The sequence below is a fragment of the Vreelandella halophila genome, assembly GCF_019903425.1.
Lineage (GTDB): Bacteria > Pseudomonadota > Gammaproteobacteria > Pseudomonadales > Oleiphilaceae > Halospina > Halospina halophila.
The window spans coordinates 963,005-985,059 of the sequence record NZ_JACHUZ010000013.1; the positions used below are offsets into that span (position 1 = coordinate 963,005).

The following is a 22,055-nucleotide window of genomic DNA, read 5'->3' on the forward strand; positions in this document are numbered from 1 at the left end:
GGAGTTTACGCCAGGCGTGAGCCGGATACAAAAACGCCGGGCACTGGGCCCGGCGTCTGGTATGCCATGAGTGGTTACAGGGCCCACTGGTCGTCTTCCAGGGCCATGAGACTTTCTTTGCCGTCCGTAATGTCCGCCAGCAGGGCGTCTTTCTCCGGAAGGAGCTTGTCGAAGAAGAAACGCGCTGAGACCTGTTTGGCCTCATTGAAGGCCTGGTTGCCCTCGCCATTGGCCAGCGCCTCACCGGCGGCATCGGCCATGCGGGTCCACATCCACGCGATCACGGTCAGACCCGTGAGCCGCAGGAAGGGCGTAGCCGCGGCACCAGCCTGTTCCGGATCCTGGCGCGCGTTGTTGTTCAGCCAGCTGACGGCTTCCTCAAGAGTTGCCAGCGCAGCTTTCAGCTGACCCCGGTGAGCGCAGTCCGGATTCTGTTTCAGGTAGCCGGTCATGTCCGCGAACAGGCTCTGCACCAGGCGGCCCTTGTGCAGGCTGAGCTTGCGTCCAACCAGGTCCATGGCCTGGATGCCGTTGGTGCCCTCGTAGATGCGGGCAATGCGGCCATCACGCACGTACTGTTCAATGGGCCAGTCCTGGGTGAAGCCGGAGCCGCCCAGCACCTGCAGGCCGGTGTTGGCATTGGCGTAGCCCTCATCCGTCAGGAAGGCTTTCACTACGGGCGTCATGATCTGGACGATGTCATCCGCTGTCTGGCGGGTTTCAGGGTCCGGGTGGGCCTTGGACAGATCCAGCTGGTGTCCGGCGTACAGGGCCATGGCGCGCATGCCTTCATTGAGTACCTTCTGGCGCATGAGCATCCGGCGCACGTCCGGATGCACAATGACCGGATCCGCCGGGCCATCCGGGTTCTTCGGGCCGGACAGGGAGCGGCTCTGCAGGCGCTCTTTCGCAAACCCGAGGCTTACCTGGTAGGCGGCCTCGGCCAGCCCCAGCCCCTGCATGCCCACCATCAGGCGGGCCTCGTTCATCATAGTGAACATCTGGCGCATACCGTCATGGGGCTCACCCACCAGCCAGCCCCGGGCCTCGTCCATGTTCATGACGCAGGTGGCGGAGCCCTTGATGCCCATCTTGTGCTCGAGGCCGCCGCAGAAGATGCTGTTGCGCTCACCGGTCTCAGGAATCACCTTGGGAACCACGAACAGGGAGATGCCCTTGGTACCGGCAGGTGCATCCGGCAGCTTGGCCAGGACCAGGTGCATGATGTTGTCCGTCAGGTCATGTTCGCCCCCGGTAATCCAGATCTTGGTACCGCTGACCCGGTAGCTGCCGTCGGCATCCGGCTGGGCCTTGGTGCGGATCAGGCCCAGATCCGTGCCGCACTGGGGCTCGGTCAGGCACATGGTGCCGGTCCACTCCCCGGAGATCAGCTTCTCCAGGTAAGTGTCCTTCAGTTCCTGGGAGCCGTGTTCATGCAGGGTGCTGATGGCCCCATGGGTCAGCCCTGGGTACATGCCCAGGGACAGGTTGGTGGCGCAGACCATTTCATCCACGATGAATTTGAGAATGTGAGGCAGCCCCTGGCCACCGTAGTCGACCGGCGCGTCCAGCGACGTCCAGCCGCCCTCGGAGAACTGGCGGTAGGCCTCCTGGAAGCCGGAGGGGGTGGTGACACTGGCGTCCTCGGGGTTGAACTGGCAGCCCTCGCGGTCGCCCGGTACGTTGGTAGGCTCCATGATATCCCGCATGAAGCGGCCGCCTTCCTCCAGGATGGCATTGATCAGGTCCGGGGTTGCCTCGGCATAGGGCTCGAGTTCGCACAGGCGGTCGGCGCCGAGAACGTTGTAGAGAAGGAAACGGTAATCGGTAACCGGTGCATCGTAGGCCATGAAACGCCTCGCTATGGTGAGGTGAATGGAGATTCAGGATGTATCAGTATTTACGGATGAGGCGGGTTGTTGGTTCAGGGCTACCAGGGGAGTTCGGAGCCGTCCCAGCTCAGGAAGCGACCACTGTCTTCCGGACTCAGGCCATCCAGAACCGTCCACAGGTTGGCGGCGGTGTCAGCGGGGCTGTGCACCCTGAGGTGGGCCAAAGACTGTTGGAAAGGAGCGGTGAGGGCGGTTTCCGTGGTGCCCGGGTGCAGGGCCACGACAGTTGCGGGCCGGAGCCGGCGCTGGGTTTCAATGGCGAGATTGCGCACTGCCATATTCAGGGCGGCTTTGCTGCAGCGGTAGCCGTACCAGCCACCGTAGCTGTTATCGCCGATGGAACCGACCTTGGCGGAGACAGCGGCGATCAGCTTGGGATCGCGGTGGCGCAGCCATGGAATCAGCGCCTGGACGGTGTTGAGGAATCCCAGTGTGTTGACCCGGTAGCTCTGGAGCATGGCCTCCGGATCCACGTCCTCCAGCCGCTTTTCCGGAAACAGCCCTTCGCCATGGAGCACGCCAACGGCATAGAGAACACGGGTGATCCGGGCATCCGCGGGCAGATGGCCGGCGAGAGCGGCCTTCAGAGCCTCCCTGTTACCCACGTCGCCATCCACCAGGCTGAGCCGCCCGGGGAAGGCTTCAGCCAGAGCGCAGGCATCCTGGCTTCTGGAAGCGTTCCGGCTCAGCCCGACCACATGGGTGTCGGGATTGCGCCGCAGCTCATGGGCCGCCAGCGCCAGGCCAATACCACCACTGATTCCGGCAACCAGCGTATCCATCAGCCCAGCAGCTAGCGGATGAAGGGGTTGAGCAGCCGTGTCAGCCGGCCGGTGAGCTTAACGGGGGCATCCATCACCGAGAGGGTGATGCAGTCCTCACCATGCAGGGCTACCGGCTGGTGGTCATGGTGGTGGTCCAGGATCACGAAATCCCCTTTGCTGAACACACCATTGGCATCGGCAAAGGCACCGGTCAGAACCAGTGTGGCCTCAGAGCCGTGGTGGCTGTGAGAGGGGGCTCGTCCGCCAGCGCACAGCTTCTGCAGGGTTACGCGCTCCTCACCGGGAAACCGGTCGCTCAGGTCATAGACGCTGACATCGGCCAGCTGGCGCTTCCAGGGCAGCTCGTTCAGATCACTGCCGAGCAGCCGTTCAAGCGGGGAGTCGTTGGAGGGCTTCTCCACCGTCGCCTCGCGGGATGCCGGCTCACTGTCAATCTGCGCGACAATGTTGTCGAACAGGTCGTCGGAGACCCGGCTCGCCTGTTTGCTGTGGTCGAGCATGATCGCGCCCAGGCTGTTCAGCATGTCCAGCTGGCCGCGACAGTGGGAGCACCGGTCCAGATGCATACGCATGCACAGGGCCATGGGCTCGGAGAGCGTGCCCGCACTGTACTCCATCAGAAGGACTTCATCGGGATGATGGGTACTCATAGATCCTGATCCTGAAGAATCACTTTCAGTTTGCCCAGTGCCAGACGGACACGGCTCTTGACGGTTCCGAGCGGAATACCCAGATCCTCGGCCACGGCCTGGTGCGACTTGTGTTCGAGATAGACCTGTTTGAGCACGGTCAGCTGTTCCTGTGGCAGGTGTTCGAAGGAGTCACGGATGCGCCGTTCAGCAATTATACGGTGCAGGGACGGCACCGGATCCTTCTCATCGTCACCCGGGATCTGCCACAGGTCTTCCGTCTCGATGGCCATCTCGGCGCTGCCGCGCTGGATCTTGCGCAGCATATCGATACGCTGGTTCCGGGCAATGGTGAAGATCCAGGTGGAGGCAGCCGCCTTGCGCCAGTCATAGGTGGAGGCCCGCCGCCAGATGGAGATCATGACCTCCTGGACGAGCTCCTCCGCCTGATGGGCTATGCCATTGGAAATCGCATAGTATTTGATCTGCGGACCGAAGTGCTCAAACAGCTGGTGGAACGCCGCCCTGTCCTGATGGCTGGCGACCCGTTCCAGGAGCTGGCTCCAGTGGTCCTTGCTGCGCTCGGCGCGCGAGCTGTCCGGGGCTGTGGTCACGTTGCGACTCTTGGTTGCTGCCGTCTGGCTGCTTCTTATGAGTTCCATTGTAGGTGCCCGTCGCCATGTTGGGAAATCAAACCTGAACAGGGTTACGCGGGCGCTACGCGGATGGATCAGTCTCCGGTGAGATAGGTGTAGCTTTCCAGTCCCTGACGGATCTGTTCAAGCAGCCGCAGGCGCTCGTCCTCCGCCAGCCCGGCGGTCTCGATCCGGGATTCGAGCCGGCGGAACAGGCCCTCGGGGTCGTGGTTAACCTGGCGCAGCACACTGGCCAGGGTCTCGCCATGGGCCAGGTGTCTGACCTGGGCGTTGCCTTCGGCGTCGAGGCTGACATCGGCGGCGTCCGTATCGCCGAACAGGTTGTGCATGTCCCCCAGGATCTCCTGGTAGGCGCCGGTCATGAAGAAGGCAAGCTGATCCACATCCGTGGCATCGGGCAGGGGCAGGGTGGTCTCAATGCCGTCGCCATCCACGTAGTGGTCAATGCGGCCATCGGAGTCGCAGGTCATGTCGCGCAGCACGGCCCGCCGGGTGGTCGGCCGGTCCAGCCCCTGCAGTGGCAGGATGGGGAAGATCTGGTCAATGCCCCAGATGTCCGGCAGCGACTGGAAGATCGAGAGGTTCATGAACAGCCGTTCCGCGCACTGTTCGTTGAGTTCATCAAGCAGGTCGCGGTGTACGCGGTTGCCGGGGTTGAGCCGGGTGCGAAGCCGCATGGCCACCTGCCGCTGGAGCTGTTCCGCCTGGGCGCGCTGTTGCAGTGACATCAGGCCGTGGGCGAATTCGGTCTGCACGTCCGCCATGGCCTGCGCCGCATCATGATGGATCTCGACGGCGGAGCGTTCGGGGCCGTCGCCGCTGAGCGCCTGGTAGTCCGCCCAGAGGCTGCGCAGTGGTGCCGGGGCGGTCCCGGGGACCGGTTCCGGGCTGGCCGTTTCGGGCGCCTCCCGGTCGATGATGTTGGTCACCAGTACCGCGTGGTGGGCGGTCATGGCCCGGCCGGATTCGGTGATCAGGTGCGGGTGGGGCAGATTGTTGCGGGTACAGGATTCGTGGAAGGTCTGCACCACCTGACGGGCGTACTCTTCCATGCTGTAGTTCATGGAGCAGGCGCTGCGCGAACGGGTGCCCTCGTAGTCCACGCCCAGGCCGCCGCCCACATCCACGGTATTCAGGGGCGCGCCGGCCTCGCGCAGGGTATGGTGGAAGCGCGCCGCCTCGCGCAGGCCGGTCTGGATGTCCCGGATGTTGGCGATCTGGGAGCCCAGGTGGAAGTGCAGCAGTTGCAGGCAGTCCAGGGCATCGGCCTCATGCAGCTGCTCCACCACCGTCAGGACCTGCTGCGCGGAGAGCCCGAACTTGGATTTCTCGCCGCCGGTGTTCTGCCAGTTACCTTCACCGATTGTGGCCAGCCGGGCGCGAATCCCGATGAGGGGCCGGACGCCCAGGCGGCGGGACTCGTCCAGGATCAGGGGGAGCTCGGAGGCCTTCTCCACCACGATGTAAACACGGTGGCCGAGGCGTTGCCCCATCAGCGCCAGGCGGATGGTCTCGCGGTCCTTGTAGCCGTTGCAGATAATGCGGGCATTGGGCGGCGCCAGTGCCAGCACTGCGAAAAGCTCCGGCTTGCTGCCGGCCTCCAGGCCGATCTGGCCCTGCCCGCCGGCCGGTTCGCTGCGGATGATCTCCTCCACCACGCGGCGCTGCTGGTTGACCTTGATGGGGTAGACGGCGGTGTAGCCCCCCTCGTAGCCAAGATGCCGGATGGGATCGTTGAAGGCCCGGCAAAGGCGGTTCACGCGGTGATGGAGAATGTCACTGAAGCGGATCAGAACCGGCAGGCGGGCGCCCTGGCGCTGCACCTGTGCCACCACCCCGGCCAGCGATAGCCCTGGGCTTTGGGTGTCGGGGTTGATGCGCAGCTCACCCCCGGCGCCGACTGACACATAGCCCTCGCTCCAGCGGTCGATGTTCCAGGTGCGGCCAGGGGGGTCGCTGTGCATGCAGGCTCCGGGCAGATGGCTTTCCGGGGATTGTAAGGCCGCGGGCGTCTATGGAACAGACTTCTGTCCAGTGCCGGCGGGTCGTACAATGATCCCTTTACCCAGGCGCAGGAGAGAACCATGAGCGGACTCGACGACAACTGGTTCACCGAGGTCTACGCGGAGGAGTCCATCGCCTTCTCATTCCGGATCAAGGGGAAGGTGCACGAGGAGCAGTCGCCCTACCAGACCATCAGCATCTACGAGACCGAGACCTTCGGCTATCTCATGGCGATCGATGGCTGCGTCATGCTCTCCACCCGGGATAACTTCCTGTACCACGAGATGATGGCGCACCCGGTTTTGTTCACGCACCGCAACCCGAAACGGGTGGCCATCATTGGCGGTGGCGACTGCGGCACGCTGCGCGAGGTGCTGCGCCATGACGGCGTGGAGGAAGTCTGGCAGGCGGAGATCGATCAGCGTGTGACGGAACTTTCCGAAAAATGGTTCCCGGAGCTGTGCGAGGCGAACGAGGACCCGCGTGCCAACTTCTTCTTCGGTGACGGCATCAAGTGGATCCAGGACACGGATCCGGGCTATTTCGATGTCATCATCATCGACAGTACGGATCCGGTTGGGCCGGCCGAGGGTCTGTTCACGAAGGATTTCTACCGCGACTGCTACATGGCGCTGGGCGAGAACGGCCTGATGGTGCAGCAGACCGAGTCGCCCCTGATGGAGCGGCCGAAGTCGATCATCCGTAAGGCGCATGAGGACATGAAGGCCGCCGGCTATCATCACAGCAAGACGCTGGTTTTTCCGCAGCCGGTCTACCCCACGGGCTGGTGGAGCTGCACCATCGCCGGCAAGGTGACGCCGCTGGAGCACTTCCGGGAGGCGGATGCCGGCACGCGGCCGTTCCCGACCCGCTACTACAGTGCCGATGTGCACCGCGGGGCGCTGGCCACGCCGCCCTTCCTGCAGGACATCATCGGCGAGGATCACCCCGTCGGCGGTGAAGGGTGATGCTCAAATTGTGTTTGGAGCCGCAGGAGGCTGCTCCTTAAGCAGGGCCTCTACGGTCCTGAGACCCTTTTCAACTGTCTCCCGGTGGGCTTCTGCGGAAAGGCAGAGCCGAACGGCGGGAGGTACGGGAGAACGGCCCACAGCAAAAGGCTCACCGCTTCGGATCAACACGCTTTCCCGCTCGCAGGCGGCAACGAACTCGTTGGGCCGCCAGGGTTCGGGCAGGTAGAGCCACAGATTGAACCCGTAGGGCTGTGCCTGGTAGGTGTAATTTGCGAGGATATTGGCGGCCAGTGCCTGGCGGTGGCCGATCTCCCCACGCTGCCAGCGCATCAGTTCGTTGGCACGGCCCGAGCTGATCCAGCGACAGGCAATCTCCGCATTCAGCGGTGGCGCCATCCAGCAGTGGCTGCGAAGACTGTCACCAAGCCGCCCCACCAGGCTGGCGGGGCCACGGAGCACGCCCACCCGCAGGCCGCCGGCCATGACCTTGGAGCAGCCGCTGATGTACAGGACCCGTTCCGGGTCCATTTCAACCAGGTTTGGTGGCCGCTCGTCCGCGCTGACCAGGTGGATGTCATCCTCCAGGATCCAGACGCCATGGCGAGCCGCAATACGCAGCAGCGCCTGCCGGCGCTCATACCCCATACAGGCGGTCGTGGGGTTGTTCTGGTTGGGTGTGCAATAGAGAACCTGTGGGCACTGCTGGTGGCAGAGGGCCTCGAACGAATCCGGCCGTATGCCTTCTGCGTCCATCTCCAGAGCGCAGTGCCGCAGCCCCTGCTGGCGGGTTGCGGCAATGATGCCGGGGTAGGTGAGGCTGGCTGAGGCAACCGTACCCCCTGGGCGTGCCAGTGCCTGCAGCGCAATGTGCACGCTGTGCAGGCCACCCAGAGTGATCAGGGTTTCCTCCGGGTCAAGCTTCTGGCCCCAGTGTTCAAACCACTCCGTGAGAATGCGCCGGTGACGCTCCAGCCCGAACTCCGGCTGGTAGGAGACCGCATCGTGCAGAGCCTTCGGGTCCTGGGCCAGAGACTGCAGGGACTCGGCGAGGGCCTGTTCCCGGTAGGCGGGAATGCAGTAGCTCAACGCGAAGTTTATGGCTCCCGGCGCCTCACTTTCCGGAGGAATGCCGAATTCGGCGTCGTGCTCCGTCTCGCTGGAGCGGACGAAGGTGCCACTGCCCGTGCGCGCCACGATCAGCCCCCGCTTCTCGGCTTCCGCATAGCCACGGGTGACCGTGCCTACGGTTACCTCCAGCACGTCTGCCAGGGCGCGGTGTGTGGGCAGCTTGTCGCCCGGTTGCAGTTCGCCCGATGCCAGCCCCTGTGCAATAAGTGAGGCAATGTGTTTGTGGTGGGGGCGCTCGGATCTGTCGAAGCGTTCAAACCATTTTGTCATGATAACAATATTGTTGTTGACATCATTGTTGTGGTCAATAGTCTCTATAATTGTAAGATCTATTGAAAATTTTGCATTTATTGTATCGATACAAATAATGCCATACAACCTCTTGATACGCCGGTGGTCGTACTGAGCGAAAACATGAAAATCCGTCGCAGGGAGAGATACTCTCTCCATCTCTCCCTGCTTAAATGGTAACGCCCGAAGGAATTCAGAGGACTGATCAGGGAGAAGTCATGCAGGAATGTGCCATCAGATCCACAGAGCGTTTGTTTGAGGAGGATGCTTACGCAACGGAAGGGGAGGCCGAGGTGGTCGACGTAACCTCCCGGGGCATCGTCCTGGATCGAACCCTCTTCTATGCCGAGAGCGGCGGACAACCCGGGGATACCGGGTGGCTCAGGTGGGGAGATGGTGCCGGGGAAGGCCTTCGTATTTCGGATGCGCAGTATATGCCCGGGAAGGTCCGGATCGTGCACCAGGTGGACGCCTCAATCATGCCCCGGGAAGGGCAGACCATCCGCTTTGAGATTGACTGGAGCCGGCGATATCGCCACATGCGCATGCATACCTGTCTTCACGTGCTTTGCGGCCTGATCAACGCGCCGGTGACAGGCTGCTCAATTCATGCGGAGCGCGGCCGGCTGGACTTTGACCTGCCCGAGAGTGTCTTCAATAGGGAAGAACTCGATCACACGCTGCAGGAGGAAATCGCCAACCAGCGCCGCGTTACCCATTTCTGGCGAACCGGGGAAGAAATCGCAGAGGCCCTGAAGCAGGTGCGCACGGTCAAGCTGCCACCCACCACGGAGCAGCGGCTGCGTTTGGTGGAGATTGAAGGGCTGGATGTGCAGCCCTGCGGCGGCACCCATGTCCGTCATACCGGCGAACTCAAGGGGCTTCATGTGGCAAAGATCGAGAAGAAGAGCAAACACAACCGGCGCATTACCATCAGGGATCACGTGGGCTGAACGACTGGGGAGAGATGCATGGACGATCTGGCACGACAACGACTCCGGGTTTATTTGCTGGCAATCTGTCAGGCACTGTTCCTGACCTGCGCCGTGGCCTCGGTCTCCGTGGCCGCGATCGTGGGTGCCGAACTGGCACCCACACCCTGGATGACGACCCTGCCCTACGGGCTGCAGTTCGCGGTCGTGATCCTGTGCGCGTATCCGGTCTCACGGCTCATGGGCGCCGTGGGCCGGCGGCCCGCGTTCCTGCTCGGCGCCTGTTTTGCCATGGCGGCCGGGGTGACCGGGTACCTGGCCATCCGCGGTGGCTCCTTTGCCGGGCTGATCCTCAGTCATGTGCTACTGGGTATCTTCATTACCCACGCTAATTATTACCGGTTTGCCGCCACTGACGGGGTTGAGGCGGCGTTACGGGCCCGGGCAGTGGCCCTGGTTACGGCAGGGGGTGTGCTGGCCGGCATCCTGGCGCCGCTGCTGACCCTGGAGGCGGGTGCCCTGTTTGAGGGGCAGTCTTTTGCCCACAGCTACCTGATCTTCTCGCTCGCCGGTGTCATTACTTTTCTGGTCATGCTGGGTGTGCCCGGGCTGAATGCGCCTGCCACTTCATCGGCGAAGCCGACTGCTGAACGGGCGGAATCACCGGCAGTGCCTTCCTCCATGGCCGGGGTAGGCGCGTTCCTGGCTATGTACTGTGCGGGGGCCGGCTATCTGGTCATGAATCTGTTGATGGTCCAGTCGACGCTGGCGCTCAACACTGGCCCGGGGAGCCATGCGCTGGTGGGTGTGGCCATCCAGCTCCATGTGGTGGCTATGTTCCTGCCGTCGTTCTTTACCGGGCGGCTGCTGGAGCGTTTTGGCCATACCCGGGTGCTGGGCGTGGGGTTCCTGCTGCTGGTGCTTTCAGCGCTTACGGGCATGCCGGGGGAGGCGCCGTTTTTCGTGGTGCCGTCACTGATCCTTCTGGGTGTGGCCTGGAACTTCCTGTACGTGGGCGGCAGCGCCTTCCTGACCCTGTGCCATGCGCCCGAGCGGGCGCACCGGGTTCAGGGCGTCAATGATACCGTCGTCTCCGGTCTGGCCGCTGTAGGCGCACTGGGAGCGGGCGCGCTCTACCACCTTCTGGGCTGGTCCGGAAGCTTGGTGCTGTCACTGCCGGTTGCCGGTGTCGGCCTGGCGATGCTGGTCTACTGGCAGCGTGCCACCGCCGCCTCAGGGATCCGGAAAGGGGAGGCACCTGAATCATGAGACGACAGTCCGACGACACCGCCTCCATCAACTTCACCGGTCTTTACACCGGCGAGGTCTGGCGGCGCAACAGCCTGGCACCGGCATTTCTGGGTTCCGGGGGCGGGCCCTGGCTGTACCGTGGGCTGTTGCCCGTGGAATGGCTCAGCCGGTCCCTGGGTGGCAGCAACCTGCGCACCATACTGCTGCAGCGCCACCGCATCATGGACCACCTGCTGGAACGCTGGATCCGGGAAGGGTCGGAATCCATGGAAAGCGTGGTTGAGCAGTGCTTCCGGCCCGGTGAACCCATTGTGGTGATCACCGAGGGGCTGACCAGCTATTTCACACTTGAGGATATGCTTCCGTTCTGGGCGCGAATCGCCGCGCTCGGGCTGAGCCGCGGGAACCATGAAAAAAGGGGCGCCCGCGGGGCGCCCCTTTTCGTTCACGTTACTTCCCTGTAGACCGGCTGGTTTGATCAGCCGTTGCCTTCGAACTCGGGGTACGCTTCCATGCCGCACTCGGCGATGTCGAGGCCTTCGTACTCCTGCTCCTCGCTCACACGGATGCCCATCACGGCCTTGAGGATGCCCCAGACAACCAGGCTGGCCACAAAGACCCAGACGAAGATGGTGAGGGCGCCGATGATCTGGCCGCTGAAGCTGGCACCGCTATTGGTGATCGGCACCAGCAGCAGGCCCAGAAGACCCACGGTACCGTGGACGGAGATGGCACCCACCGGATCGTCGATACGCAGCTTGTCCAGCGCTACAATCGAGAACACCACCAGCACACCGCCAAGGGCACCGAAGATGGTGGCCGCGAGCGGGGTTGGAGTGGAGGGCTCGGCGGTGATCGCAACCAGGCCGGCCAGTGCCCCGTTGAGCAGCATGGTCAGGTCAGCCTTGCCGAACATCAGCCGGGCCACGATCAGGGCTGCTATAGCGCCGCCAGCGGCCGCCGTGTTGGTGTTCAGGAACACAATGGCGATCGAGTTGGCGGATTCAACACTGGCTGCTGCCAGCACGGAACCACCGTTGAAGCCGAACCAGCCCATCCAGAGGATGAAGGTGCCCAGGGTTGCCAGCGGCAGGTTGGCACCCGGAATGGCCCGGATTTCCCCGTTGGCGCCGTACTTGCCCTTACGCGGGCCGAGCAGCAGGACACCTGCCAGCGCCGCAGCCGCACCGGCCATGTGCACGATGCCGGAACCGGCGAAGTCACTGAATCCAAGGTCCGCGAGGTTGTACATACCGAACACCTCAGCACCGCCCCAGGTCCAGGCGCCTTCCATCGGATAGATGAAGCCGGTCAGGACAACAGCAAAGGCGAAGAACGCCCAGAGCTTCATCCGCTCGGCAACAGCACCGGAGACGATGGACATGGCGGTTGCCACGAACACAACCTGGAAGAAGAAGTCAGAGGCCGGCGCGTAGGTTGAAACCGCTTCATAGGTGAAGCCTTCGGAGACGCCGGGATCCATGATGCCGGACAGGAAGGTGCCGCCGCCGTACATGATCGCGTAGCCGCAGACCATGTACATGATGCAGGCGATGGCGTAGAGGCCGACGTTCTTGGCCAGGATTTCAGTGGTGTTCTTGGCCCGGACCAGTCCGGATTCAAGCATGGTGAAGCCTGCCGCCATCCACATGACGAAGGCACCACAGATCAGAAAGTAAAAGGTATCAAGTGCAAACTGCAGTTCGTTAACTGTGTTTTCCATTGGAATAAGCCCTCCGCACAAGGCTTTTCAACTTCGGGAATGTTGCGATGGCGTCTGGGGTGGTCAGGCGTCAGACGGCTTCATCGCCGGTTTCGCCGGTCCGGATCCGGATCGCCTGTTCCATCTCGCTGACGAAGATCTTGCCGTCACCGATCTTGCCGGTGTTGGCGGCCTTCGAGATGGACTCGATGACCTGATCCAGCAGCTTTTCGCTGATGGCGATCTCGACTTTCACCTTGGGCAGGAAATCCACGACGTATTCCGCGCCGCGATAGAGTTCGGTGTGGCCTTTCTGCCGGCCGAAGCCTTTGACTTCCGTGACGGTGACACCCTGGACACCGATCTCGGACAGGGCTTCGCGCACGTCATCAAGCTTGAACGGCTTAATAATCGCTGTCACAAGTTTCATGGGTTTCTCCTTTCGTTGCCGGCCCAGCCGAACTGGGTATGGCGGCCTTAATCGGGATGCGTAATCGGCCCGCACCAGGTTGTGCGGACTCTGTGCGGACCATTGCACGCCCTGTGCCAACGCAGAAACGAACTGTAAAACAGGAAGTTACCTGATGCCGCCGGGGTGCGGCCCGGCTGCATTGCCCCATTGTAGCGCATTCGTCCCCAGCGTGACCCAATATTGGGCGCATGGTGGCCTGTGGGAGCGCCCTGGCCGCTGTGCTAGCATACCACCCATCAATGAATCGAGGAGTGGAGCCATGCCCCGTAGCCCCCAGGATCTATTCAGCGAACTGCGTGGTCAGCTGGACCAGTTCATGCCGGATATGGCCCGGGTGGCCCGGGACGACGTGGAGCAGCACGTGCGCATGGCAGTGACCTCGGTGATTGACCGGCTGGACCTGGTGACCCGGGAGGAGTTTGATGCCCAGTCTGCCGTCCTGACCCGTACGCGGGAGAAGGTCGAGGCGCTTGAGAAGCGTGTTGCGGAACTGGAGGAACAAGTGGGCCACCACCAGCAGTAACCGCACAACACCACCAATAACAGGGATGTTGCCATGAGCTTTGCCGTGATCCACACACGGGCAAGGGTGGGCGTGGATGCCCCAGCCGTGACCGTTGAAACCCACCTGTCCGGCGGCCTGCCGTCACTGTCCATCGTGGGCATGCCCGAGGCCGGCGTGCGCGAGAGCAAGGACCGGGTACGCAGTGCCCTGCTCAACAGCGGGTTCGATTTCCCTGCCCGCCGCATCACCATCAACCTGGCCCCCGCCGATCTGCCCAAGGAAGGCAGCCGCTTCGATCTGCCCATCGCCCTGGGTATCCTGGCCGCGTCCGGACAGGTTGAGCCGGAAGCTGTAGCCGGGATGGAGTTCCTTGGGGAGCTGGCACTGGACGGGAGCCTGCGTCCATTGGAGGGCATACTGCCTGCCGTGATGGGCGCCCGTGGACTGGAGCGCACCATTATGGTGCCAGCGGGCAATGCCGACGAAGCGGCCCTTGCCAGTCAGGAAGATACCTTCGCCGCGGATCATCTGCTCAGCGTCTGTGCCCACCTTAAAGGCGAACAGCGTTTGCCAGCCATTGCGCCGCGTGATGCGGATGATCTGGGGCAGGGCGCCGCGCCGGACCTGTCAGACGTTCAGGGCCAGCATATTCCAAAACGGGCCCTGGAGATCGCCGCTGCCGGTAGCCACAATCTGCTTTTCCACGGTCCGCCCGGCACTGGCAAGAGCATGCTCGCGAGCCGCTTGCCGGGGCTGCTGCCACCGCTGGCGAGGGAGGTGGCTCTGGAGGTCGCTTCCGTGCACTCGGTGGCGGGGTCATTCAGCCAGGCGCGGGGCTGGCGTACGCCGCCCTACCGGGCGCCCCACCACACCGCCTCGGCTGTGGCCCTGGTAGGTGGCGGTAGTAGCCCCCGCCCCGGCGAGATCTCGCTGGCCCACCGGGGGGTGCTCTTCCTGGACGAGCTGCCGGAGTTCGACCGCAAGGTACTGGAGGTGCTGCGCGAGCCCATGGAATCCGGCGAGATCGTCATCTCCAGGGCGAATACCCGGGTTACCTTTCCGGCCCGGTTCCAGGTGGTCGCGGCCATGAACCCGTGCCCCTGTGGCTATGAAGGGCACCCGGATATCGCCTGCCGGTGCTCGGCACAGCAGATTCTGCGTTACCAGAGCCGCCTGTCAGGGCCTCTGATGGACCGCTTCGACATGCACGTGGGGGTGCCGGTCCAGGACGGGCGCACACTGCTCCGCCCCGAGAAAGGGGAGACCAGCAGTGCCGAGGTCCGCGAGCGGGTCAGCCGGCTGCGTACGGTCCAGCACCAGCGTGGTGCACTGAATGCGGAACTGGCGGGAGACGCACTGCACCAAGCCTGCGCCCTGGACAGCGACGGCGAGACCCTTCTGGAGCAGGCCATGGGCCGGCTGGGGCTGTCTGCCCGGGCGTTGCACCGGGTGCTGAGGGTGAGCCGGACCATCGCGGACCTCGCCGGCGCGGACCGGGTGGAAAAGGCGCAGCTGGTGGAGGCCCTGGGTTACCGATTGCAGTCCGGCGCCGAATCCGGATAATCCGTGGCCCAAATCCCAGAGCCGGAGGCCCCATGACCGATTCCAGCGACGACCTGGCCCGCAGCAAGGAACGCTCCGTGCGCAGCTTTGTACTGCGCGCAGGGCGTATGACCCGCGGGCAGCAGAATGCCTGGGATCGACTCTGGCCACACTACGGGCTCAGTCTGGCGGATGGGCCCGTTGACCGGGAGCGGGTGTTTGGCCGGCATGCACCGCTGAACCTGGAAATCGGCTTTGGCATGGGGCAGTCTCTGGCTGAAATGGCCGAGGCGGCTCCGGAGCAGGATTTCATCGGCGTGGAGGTGCACAAGCCCGGCTGTGGCGCGCTGCTGATGGAAATGGAGGCGCGCGGGCTCGATAATATCCGCCTCTACCGCGCGGATGCGCTGGACGTGCTCACTGAAGCCATCCCGGAAGCAGCCCTCGACCGGGCATTGATTCTGTTCCCGGACCCCTGGCCGAAGAAGAAGCACCACAAGCGCCGCCTGATCCAACCGGATTTCGTGGCCACACTGCACCGCTACATCCGCCCCGGCGGTCTCCTGCACATCGCCACGGACTGGGAGCCCTACGCCGAGCACATCCTGGAGGTGATAAACGAGGCGCCGGGGTACTGCAACCTGTCACAGGATGGCACCACAGTGCCACGACCGGCGGACCGGCCGTTGACCAAGTTCGAGAAACGTGGCGAGGCGCGCGGCCACGGCGTGGCCGACATGCTGTTCGAGCGTCAGTGATGCCAGTCCCCGGGCTGCAGCGGCTGGCGCCGCGCCGCCCGGACCACCAGCAGGCAGGCACCGCCCACCAACAGCCCGGTGAACTTGACCAGGGTGGCGATGGTGGCCAGCGGCGGCCAGAGTTCGGTTTCGGGCTGGTGGATGGCGGTGATCAGGAAGGCGTTCTCCGCCGCATCCCCAAGGGCACCAATCACCAGCAGGGTCTTGGCCAGGCGCCCCGCCTTGCGCTCCCGGATCCCCGGCCTGTCGTACAGGAAGTGGTTGGCCAGGGCCACGAGGAAAACCGCGTAGAGCCCGATGAACAGGAAATCCACCCAGAGCGTGAGCTCCGGCAGGGGGGTGTGATTGCGCTGCCACTGGCGGTGCAGCTGCTCGGCGCGATCAGGCTCATCCGCCAGCTCATAGCTCATGACATGCTGGGGGATCTCGGGGGTGGCCAGGTACTGGTTGGTGAGCATCACCGCCACCAGGGCCGCGCCGGTGAGCAGGGCCAGCCAGCGCAACCTGTGGGACCAGGGTCGGGGTTCCACGCCGAAGAGTTTCATGGCACGAAGGCCTCCAGCACGTCGTTCAGAAAGCGCTGGCCCTGGTCGGTCACGGCCAGGCGCTGTTCATCCGCCACGAGCAGCCCACGCCTGCGGAGCTGTGCGAGTTGATCATGGATGCGTTCCAAGGGTAGGCCGGTTCGTTCCGGGAAGGAAGAGATTGGCACACCGGCGCTCAGCCGCAAGGTGTTCAGGAGGAATTCCAGTGGGCGGTCCTCGTGCTCCAGCTCCTGGCGGCCAGCGGTGCGGCTGCCGATGCGGTTGAGGTAGTCCTCCGGGCGGCGGGTCTTCCAGTAGCGCAGTATCCGGTCCGAAGCCGGGTGGGTCAGCTTGCCGTGGCCGCCGGCGCCGATGGCCAGGTAGTCTCCGAAGCGCCAGTAGTTCAGGTTGTGCCGGCACGCCTCGCCGGGGCGTGACCAGGCCGAGACCTCGTAGCGCTGCAGCCCGTATCCGGTCAGGCAGGCCTCGCCCGCTTCCTGAATGCTGGCCAGCGTATCCTCGTCCGGCAGGGTGGGCGGATGCGAGTGGAATACCGTGTTGGGCTCGATGGTGAGCTGGTACCAGGAAATGTGGCCGGTGTCGAAGGCCAGGGCGGTCTCCAGGTCGGTCACCGCCTGTTCCGGTGTCTGGTCCGGGAGGCCGTGCATCAGGTCGATGTTGATGCGCTCGAAGCCCGCGGCCTGGGCCGCTTTCACCGCACGCGAGGCATCGTCGCCGCCGTGGATCCGGCCCAGGCGCTCCAGGTGATCCGGGTCGAAGCTCTGGACCCCGAGCGAGAGGCGGTTGATGCCCGCGTTGCGAAAGCCGGTGAAACGCGCTTCCTCCACGGTGCCGGGGTTGGCCTCCAGCGTGATCTCGTCCAGCCGGGACAGGTCCAGGCGCTGTGCCAGGGCCTCGAATAGCCGTTCGTAGAAGGACGGTGACATGAGCGAGGGCGTGCCGCCGCCGATGAAGATGGCTTCAACGGGGCGTGTCTCCGGCGTTGTCAGGTCCGCATCCAGATCCGCTAGCAGGGCGGCGAGGTAGTCGTCCTCCGGGATCACTTGCGGTGCCGTGTGGGAGTTGAAGTCGCAGTACGGGCACTTGCGCACGCACCAGGGCGTGTGCACATAGAGCGTCAGTGGCGGTGCGGTGAAAGCCTCAGGCGACGCTGTCACCAAGGCGCTCCCTGAGCTCGGCCATGGCTCGGCCGCGGTGACTGACCCGGGCCTTGTGCTCGGCCGGGAGTTCGGCGGCAGTGCAGCCCTCTTCAGGCACGAGGAACAGCGGGTCATAGCCGAAGCCGTCACCCCCGGCCGTCTCGCGGGCGATCCGGCCGGGCCACTGGCCGTGGCAGATCACCGGAATCGGATCCTCGGCGGAACGCATCAGCACCAGTACGCAATGGAAGTGGGCGCCGCGCTCGGCATCCGGCACGTTCGCCAGGGCGTCCAGGAGCTTGTGGTTGTTGGCGTCATCATCCGCCGGCTCGCCGGCATAGCGGGCGGAATATACCCCCGGGGCGCCGCCAAGGGCATCCACCGCCAGCCCGGAGTCATCGGCAAGTGCCGGAAGGCCGCTGATGCGCGCCGCATGGCGGGCCTTGATCAGCGCATTCTCCACGAAGGTGGTGGCGGTCTCCTCGGGCGAGTCCACGCCCAGGTCCTTCTGGGCGCTGACCTCGATGCCCCAGGGCTGGAGCAGCCGGTTGAACTCGGCGATCTTGCCGGCGTTGTTGCTGGCCAGCACCCAGTGCCGATCACTCGTCATCATAGAGCTCCCGGGAGAAACGCACCGGCAGTGTCTTGGCATCTCCGTAGGGCGCGGGTTCCAGCTCAAAAATCAGGAGTTCGCCCTGGCGGTACTGGAACTGGGCGAGGTAATAGACGGCATCACCCTCCTGCACGCGCCGGAAGGACAGCTCCTTGGTCTGGCGGGCCTCATTGGTGAAGGTGCCCTTGACCTGGGCCGTGATGGGCTTGGGGGCGTCGTCCCCGGAGGTCTTATGGACCGCGACATTGAGAAGGCCAACGGAACGGCTGCGGGTCAGGTCATATTCCCGGGCGACTTTCTTTTCCAGGAATGTCGACGGGATGACGGAGTAGTGAACCCGGTAGTTGTCGAACTCGGTGATGCCCTGGTTCTCGTCGGGTAGCGCATTAGCGAGCGGGCTGGCAAGCAGCAGGGCAAGGGCCAGGAGACGTTTTACCATGGATGACCTCCGTCAGCGGGTGACGCGATAGACCGCAATCTGCCCCAGCAGGTTGGGCCAGAGCCGGTTGTACCAGCGGGAGCGGTGGGCGTTGTCGACCACCGTCCGATCCTTGATACGGATCCGGTGCTCCTGGCACAGGGCCTCGAAATCGCGCACCGTGCACAGGTGAATATTGGGCGTATTGTACCATGTATGCGGCAGCGTGCTGGACATGGGCATGCGCCCGTTCCAGAGCTGGTGCAGCCGCAGGCGCCAGTAGCCGAAGTTGGGGAAGGTCACGACACCCTCGCGCCCGAGGCGCAGCATTTCCGTCAGGGCGCGGTCGGGGCGGCGCACGGCCTGAAGGGCCTGGGTCATGATCACGGTGTCGAAGGTCTGGTCCCGGAAGCTGTGCAGCCGGTCCTCATCCAGGTCCTGTTCGATCACGTTCACGCCCTTGCGCACGCATTCCTCGATGTACTCCGGGTTGATCTCCAGCCCGTAACCGACAACACCCTTTTCGCGCTGCAGGTAGTCCATCAGGGTGCCGTCACCACAGCCCAGGTCGAGTACGCGGGAGCCGGGGGCCACCCAGGGTTCGATCAGCTTGAGGTCAGCCCGCATCACCGTGCTCCTTTGCCACCCGGTTCATGTAGGCCCGGAACAGGCTCTCGTAGCGCTCATTGGGCACCAGGAAGGCATCATGGCCCCAGTCGGAATCGATCTCCGCGTAGCTGACGTCACGCCGGGCATCGACCATGGCATTGACCAGTTTCTGGGAGTGCTCCGGGGCAAAGCGCCAGTCGGAACTGAACGAGAGCACCAGGAAGCGGCAGCGGGCTTCGGCCATGGCACGGGTAAGGTCGTTGCCGAACTCCCTGGCCGGGTCGAAATAGTCCAGTGCTCGGGTCATCAGCAGGTAGGTGTTGGCATCAAAGGTCTCGGAAAAGCGCACCCCCTGGTATTGGAGGTAGCTCTCCACCTGGAATTCAACGTCGAAGCCGAAGTGATAGGCGTGGTCGCGCAGCTCCCGGCCGAACTTCTCGCCCATGGAAACGTCCGACAGGTAGGTGATGTGACCGACCATGCGCGCGAGCATCAGTCCACGCTGGGGAATGGCGTCGTTTTCCAGGTAGCGCCCCTCATGGAACTCGGGGTCCGAGGTGATGGCGCGCCTTGCCACCTCGTTGAAGGCGATGTTCTGGGCGGTGAGCCTGGGCGTGGCGGCGATCACCACGGCGTGGCGGATCCGCTCCGGGTAGTGGATGGCCCAGTCCAGTGCCTGCATGCCGCCAAGTGAGCCACCAATGACCGCGGCCCATTGGTCAATGCCGAGACGGTCGGCCAGCCGGGCCTGGCTCTTGACCCAGTCCCGGACCGTGATCACCGGGAAATCGGGCCCGTAGGGACGGCCTGTGTCGGGGTTCTCGGACGCTGGGCCGGTGCTGCCGTGGCAGCCACCGAGGTTGTTGGGGCACACCACGAAGAATTTGTTGGTGTCGATGGGTTTGCCGGGGCCGATGCAGGCATCCCACCAGCCGGGTTTGCGGTCTTCACGGGAATGATAGCCGGCGGCGTGATGGTGGCCGCTCAGGGCGTGACAGATGAGCACCGCGTTGCTGGCATCCGCGTTCAGGGTGCCATAGGTCTCGAATACCAGATTGAATTCCGGCAGGGTATGGCCGGACTCCAGCCGGATGGGCTCCGGGAAGTGCAGCCTCTGTGGTTCGACAATGCCCACCGAGTCGGCGGCCTGGGATTCAGCAGCCATGAATGCGAAAGGATCCTTCGGTGATGGACGGTTCCGGTCAGGTCGGGCAGTGTATCGAGGGGTCAGCCCTAAGGCAACTGTGCCCCGGGCGGTGGCGCAATACCTGCCTCCAGTTTGCGCGCCACGCGCAGCTGCTGCTCCAGGGTGCCGCGCTGCTGTCGCAGTTTGTCCGCTTCGGCCTTCAGTTCCTTCTCGTCGTCCACGATATGGCGAAGCCGCCGGAACTGGGTCTCAAGACGCTGTTTCTGCTGTTGGGTGTGCTGCAGCAAGGGCATGAGGGCCTCGCCTGGCCAGCGGTCAATGTCCTGCATGGTGCGGTGGATGATCTGGCGGGCCTCAGTGACAATGGTGGCCAGGAACTGCTGGATCAGCCGGTTCTGCTGGGTCAGCAGTGAGCGCGGGTCCCGGCGGAAGCGGTCCGCTCGGCTGCGCAGGTCACGCAGGGCAATCAGGTGCCGGCCCAGGCGCAGCGGTACCGGTTCCAGGGGCCGCTCATTCCCGCTGTTCGTATGACGACGGTAAATGGACTCCACCATCTTTTCGGCGCGGCGGCCTTCCGCCATCAGGTTATTGAAGTCGTTCTCGAGAACTTCGAAAAGGGCGTTCATGGCACTGGCCAGCCCCGGGGTGGTCCAGCTGCCCTCAAGGCGCTGGCGGGTGCGTTCGACGTGCTGCTCAAACCGCTCGGGGTTGAGGATCCGTCGCAGTATATCGCCCTGGGACGCCATGAGGCGCCGGCTGGATTTCAGGGTGATCAGCCGACGGTTGAAGAAGTCATAGTCGTGCCGGGTTTTCTCCGCCAGCTCGGAGATTTCCTGCCGGTCGGTGCCCTGGGCCTCCAGAAGCTCGAGTTCCGCATCCAGTGATGCCTGCTGGTTTTCCAGATCCGCCTGGTTGTCGCGGATCATGGAGCGCAGGTCGCTGACCAGCTCGCCGCTGATCAGCTGTTCCCGGCGGCCGAGAATGCGTTCACTGACCAGTTCCTCCAGCTGCGCCAGGCCGCTCTTGCGGCGCAGAGCATCGTCGTCACGGATTCGCCCCAGAAGGCCCTGTTTGGCGGAGACAGGCAGCACGTCCTCCATGCCGAGCCCGAGCTGACGGGCAGTGGTCTCGCGCACACGCTTGATGGCAGTGCCGGTGTGGTCATTGCCGGACGGGTCATCCCAGAGGACATCGATCTTGTTGAGGATCGCGAAACGCCCGGCACGGTGGTCGGCATCCCGGGTGTCGATGTGTTCACGCCAGATCGTCATGTCGCTGGCGGTGACGCCGGCATCCGCTGCCAGCAGGAAGACCACCGCCTGGGCCGAGGGCAGCATGGAGACGGTCAGCTCCGGCTCCGAACCCAGGGCGTTGAGGCCCGGGGTGTCCAGAATCCGCAGTCCACGCTCCAGGACCGGATGCTGCAGGCTGATCATGGCATGGCGCCAGGCGGGAATGAGTACCTGGTGGGGGTCATCCGAGGAGGCGTCCAGCATGGCATCGTTGAAGCCCAGATCCGCCGCTTCGGCGCGCGGGACACTGCGCGTCTCGGCCACCCGGGCAAGGGTGTTCGCCATGGCAGCGGTGTCGTTCGGGTCAAGTGCCACGGTCTCCCAGGCGCCCGGTTCATGACGCAGCTGCTGCAGTGACATGGGCCCGTTCCGGGTCCCGATGGGCAGCAGCATCAGGTAGCTGGTGCGCGCGTGGCGGTCAAAGAACAGCTCGGTGGGACACATCGTGGTGCGCCCGGCTTCCGAGGGCAGCAGCCGCTGACCGTGACCGGTCAGGAAAAGGGCATTGATCAGCTCGGTCTTACCCCGGGAATACTCACCCACGAAGGCGATGGTCAGCTCATCCTCCACCAGCAGGCGGATGCTGCGCTGGAGGTGGCGCTCGATGTCCTCCTCGAGCAGCTCGTTGAACTGGAGCCAGCGCCGGTAGCGTGTGATGTTCCGGACCAGTTCCTTTTTCCAGCTGTGGTAGGACTCAACCTGATCGGTGAGGGTAACTGCATCTGCCATCGTAGGCCCCTGAGCTTCCGGAATCCGTTTCACGGGATTTTGCGG

At 64.0% G+C, this 22,055-nt stretch carries 22 protein-coding genes; 7 read left to right on the forward strand and 15 right to left on the reverse strand.

Going from position 1 to position 22,055, the window contains the following annotated elements; all coding sequences use genetic code 11:
- Positions 1 to 74 precede the first annotated feature (74 nt).
- The 5 genes from H4I92_RS08850 to speA all read right to left on the reverse strand — a co-directional run bounded on the left by H4I92_RS08850 (position 75) and on the right by speA (position 5,926).
- Positions 75 to 1,850 (reverse strand): acyl-CoA dehydrogenase C-terminal domain-containing protein, encoded by a 1,776-nt coding sequence (locus H4I92_RS08850; RefSeq protein ID WP_077530236.1) that lies wholly within the window; start codon positions 1,848 to 1,850, stop codon positions 75 to 77.
- 80 nt (positions 1,851 to 1,930) lie between these two features.
- Positions 1,931 to 2,674, reverse strand: a complete 744-nt coding sequence (locus H4I92_RS08855) for an SDR family NAD(P)-dependent oxidoreductase (RefSeq protein ID WP_077530237.1) — start codon at positions 2,672 to 2,674, stop codon at positions 1,931 to 1,933.
- An 11-nt stretch (positions 2,675 to 2,685) separates the two neighbouring features.
- Positions 2,686 to 3,327: a ChrR family anti-sigma-E factor gene (locus H4I92_RS08860; protein ID WP_077530238.1), complete on the reverse strand. Its 642-nt coding sequence runs from the start codon at positions 3,325 to 3,327 to the stop codon at positions 2,686 to 2,688.
- Positions 3,324 to 3,920 carry a sigma-70 family RNA polymerase sigma factor gene (locus tag H4I92_RS08865; RefSeq protein WP_218668186.1) on the reverse strand — a complete coding sequence of 199 codons (597 nt, stop codon included), beginning with the start codon at positions 3,918 to 3,920 and terminating at the stop codon, positions 3,324 to 3,326. Before H4I92_RS08865 ends, H4I92_RS08860 begins: the two co-directional genes overlap by 4 nt.
- Positions 3,921 to 4,036: 116 nt before the next feature.
- A complete protein-coding gene (gene speA / locus H4I92_RS08870) occupies positions 4,037 to 5,926 on the reverse strand; it encodes a biosynthetic arginine decarboxylase (protein WP_077530240.1) in 1,890 nt (629 codons plus the stop codon).
- A gap of 120 nt (positions 5,927 to 6,046) precedes the next feature.
- On the opposite strand from speA, the gene speE reads away from it, so the two are divergent.
- Complete coding sequence (gene speE, locus H4I92_RS08875) at positions 6,047 to 6,934, forward strand: polyamine aminopropyltransferase (RefSeq protein ID WP_077530241.1); 888 nt, start codon at positions 6,047 to 6,049, stop codon at positions 6,932 to 6,934.
- A gap of 3 nt (positions 6,935 to 6,937) precedes the next feature.
- Here the strand turns inward: speE and H4I92_RS08880 are convergent, their stop codons facing one another.
- On the reverse strand, positions 6,938 to 8,335 hold the full coding sequence (locus H4I92_RS08880) for an aminotransferase-like domain-containing protein (protein WP_179105668.1): 1,398 nt from the start codon (positions 8,333 to 8,335) through the stop codon (positions 6,938 to 6,940).
- A gap of 239 nt (positions 8,336 to 8,574) precedes the next feature.
- On the opposite strand from H4I92_RS08880, the gene H4I92_RS08885 reads away from it, so the two are divergent.
- From H4I92_RS08885 to H4I92_RS08895, 3 genes are read left to right on the forward strand one after another with little or no spacing between them, the layout of a single operon-like run.
- Positions 8,575 to 9,309, forward strand: coding sequence for an alanyl-tRNA editing protein (locus H4I92_RS08885; RefSeq protein WP_179105669.1), 735 nt, complete (start codon positions 8,575 to 8,577; stop codon positions 9,307 to 9,309).
- Positions 9,310 to 9,327: 18 nt separating this feature from the next.
- Positions 9,328 to 10,557: an MFS transporter gene (locus H4I92_RS08890; protein ID WP_077530244.1), complete on the forward strand. Its 1,230-nt coding sequence runs from the start codon at positions 9,328 to 9,330 to the stop codon at positions 10,555 to 10,557.
- A complete protein-coding gene (locus H4I92_RS08895) occupies positions 10,554 to 11,003 on the forward strand; it encodes a hypothetical protein (RefSeq protein WP_077530245.1) in 450 nt (149 codons plus the stop codon). Before H4I92_RS08890 ends, H4I92_RS08895 begins: the two co-directional genes overlap by 4 nt.
- Positions 11,004 to 11,017: 14 nt before the next feature.
- On the opposite strand, the gene H4I92_RS08900 is transcribed toward H4I92_RS08895, so the two are convergent.
- Both H4I92_RS08900 and glnK read right to left on the reverse strand, forming a co-directional pair.
- Entirely contained in the window at positions 11,018 to 12,262 is a 1,245-nt protein-coding gene (locus H4I92_RS08900) for an ammonium transporter (RefSeq protein WP_077530246.1), read from the reverse strand.
- Positions 12,263 to 12,332: 70 nt separating this feature from the next.
- Complete coding sequence (glnK, locus tag H4I92_RS08905; protein WP_077530247.1) at positions 12,333 to 12,671, reverse strand: P-II family nitrogen regulator; 339 nt, start codon at positions 12,669 to 12,671, stop codon at positions 12,333 to 12,335.
- A 301-nt stretch (positions 12,672 to 12,972) separates the two neighbouring features.
- Here glnK and H4I92_RS08910 point away from each other — a divergent pair, with 301 nt between their 5' ends.
- From H4I92_RS08910 to trmB, 3 genes are read left to right on the forward strand one after another with little or no spacing between them, the layout of a single operon-like run.
- The gene (locus H4I92_RS08910; protein ID WP_077530248.1) at positions 12,973 to 13,236 is read left to right on the forward strand and encodes an accessory factor UbiK family protein; all 264 of its coding nucleotides are present in this window, start codon (positions 12,973 to 12,975) and stop codon (positions 13,234 to 13,236) included.
- 33 nt (positions 13,237 to 13,269) lie between these two features.
- Positions 13,270 to 14,781, forward strand: coding sequence for a YifB family Mg chelatase-like AAA ATPase (locus H4I92_RS08915; RefSeq protein WP_077530249.1), 1,512 nt, complete (start codon positions 13,270 to 13,272; stop codon positions 14,779 to 14,781).
- 32 nt (positions 14,782 to 14,813) lie between these two features.
- Positions 14,814 to 15,518: a tRNA (guanosine(46)-N7)-methyltransferase TrmB gene (trmB, locus tag H4I92_RS08920; RefSeq protein ID WP_077530250.1), complete on the forward strand. Its 705-nt coding sequence runs from the start codon at positions 14,814 to 14,816 to the stop codon at positions 15,516 to 15,518.
- Here trmB and H4I92_RS08925 read toward each other — a convergent pair.
- The 7 genes from H4I92_RS08925 to H4I92_RS08955 all read right to left on the reverse strand — a co-directional run bounded on the left by H4I92_RS08925 (position 15,512) and on the right by H4I92_RS08955 (position 22,010).
- Entirely contained in the window at positions 15,512 to 16,063 is a 552-nt protein-coding gene (locus H4I92_RS08925) for a hypothetical protein (RefSeq protein WP_077530251.1), read from the reverse strand. The genes trmB and H4I92_RS08925 overlap by 7 nt on opposite strands.
- Positions 16,060 to 17,220: a radical SAM family heme chaperone HemW gene (gene hemW / locus H4I92_RS08930; protein ID WP_245800867.1), complete on the reverse strand. Its 1,161-nt coding sequence runs from the start codon at positions 17,218 to 17,220 to the stop codon at positions 16,060 to 16,062. Before hemW ends, H4I92_RS08925 begins: the two co-directional genes overlap by 4 nt.
- Positions 17,204 to 17,812 carry an RdgB/HAM1 family non-canonical purine NTP pyrophosphatase gene (gene rdgB, locus H4I92_RS08935; protein ID WP_218668267.1) on the reverse strand — a complete coding sequence of 203 codons (609 nt, stop codon included), beginning with the start codon at positions 17,810 to 17,812 and terminating at the stop codon, positions 17,204 to 17,206. Before rdgB ends, hemW begins: the two co-directional genes overlap by 17 nt.
- Positions 17,802 to 18,254, reverse strand: coding sequence for a DUF4426 domain-containing protein (locus tag H4I92_RS08940; protein WP_077530253.1), 453 nt, complete (start codon positions 18,252 to 18,254; stop codon positions 17,802 to 17,804). The genes rdgB and H4I92_RS08940 overlap by 11 nt, the downstream gene beginning before the upstream one ends.
- A gap of 12 nt (positions 18,255 to 18,266) precedes the next feature.
- On the reverse strand, positions 18,267 to 18,860 hold the full coding sequence (gene metW / locus H4I92_RS08945; RefSeq protein ID WP_077530254.1) for a methionine biosynthesis protein MetW: 594 nt from the start codon (positions 18,858 to 18,860) through the stop codon (positions 18,267 to 18,269).
- On the reverse strand, positions 18,850 to 20,007 hold the full coding sequence (metX, locus tag H4I92_RS08950; RefSeq protein ID WP_077530255.1) for a homoserine O-succinyltransferase MetX: 1,158 nt from the start codon (positions 20,005 to 20,007) through the stop codon (positions 18,850 to 18,852). Before metX ends, metW begins: the two co-directional genes overlap by 11 nt.
- A gap of 68 nt (positions 20,008 to 20,075) precedes the next feature.
- Positions 20,076 to 22,010, reverse strand: a complete 1,935-nt coding sequence (locus H4I92_RS08955; protein WP_179105670.1) for a dynamin family protein — start codon at positions 22,008 to 22,010, stop codon at positions 20,076 to 20,078.
- Positions 22,011 to 22,055 lie beyond the last annotated feature (45 nt).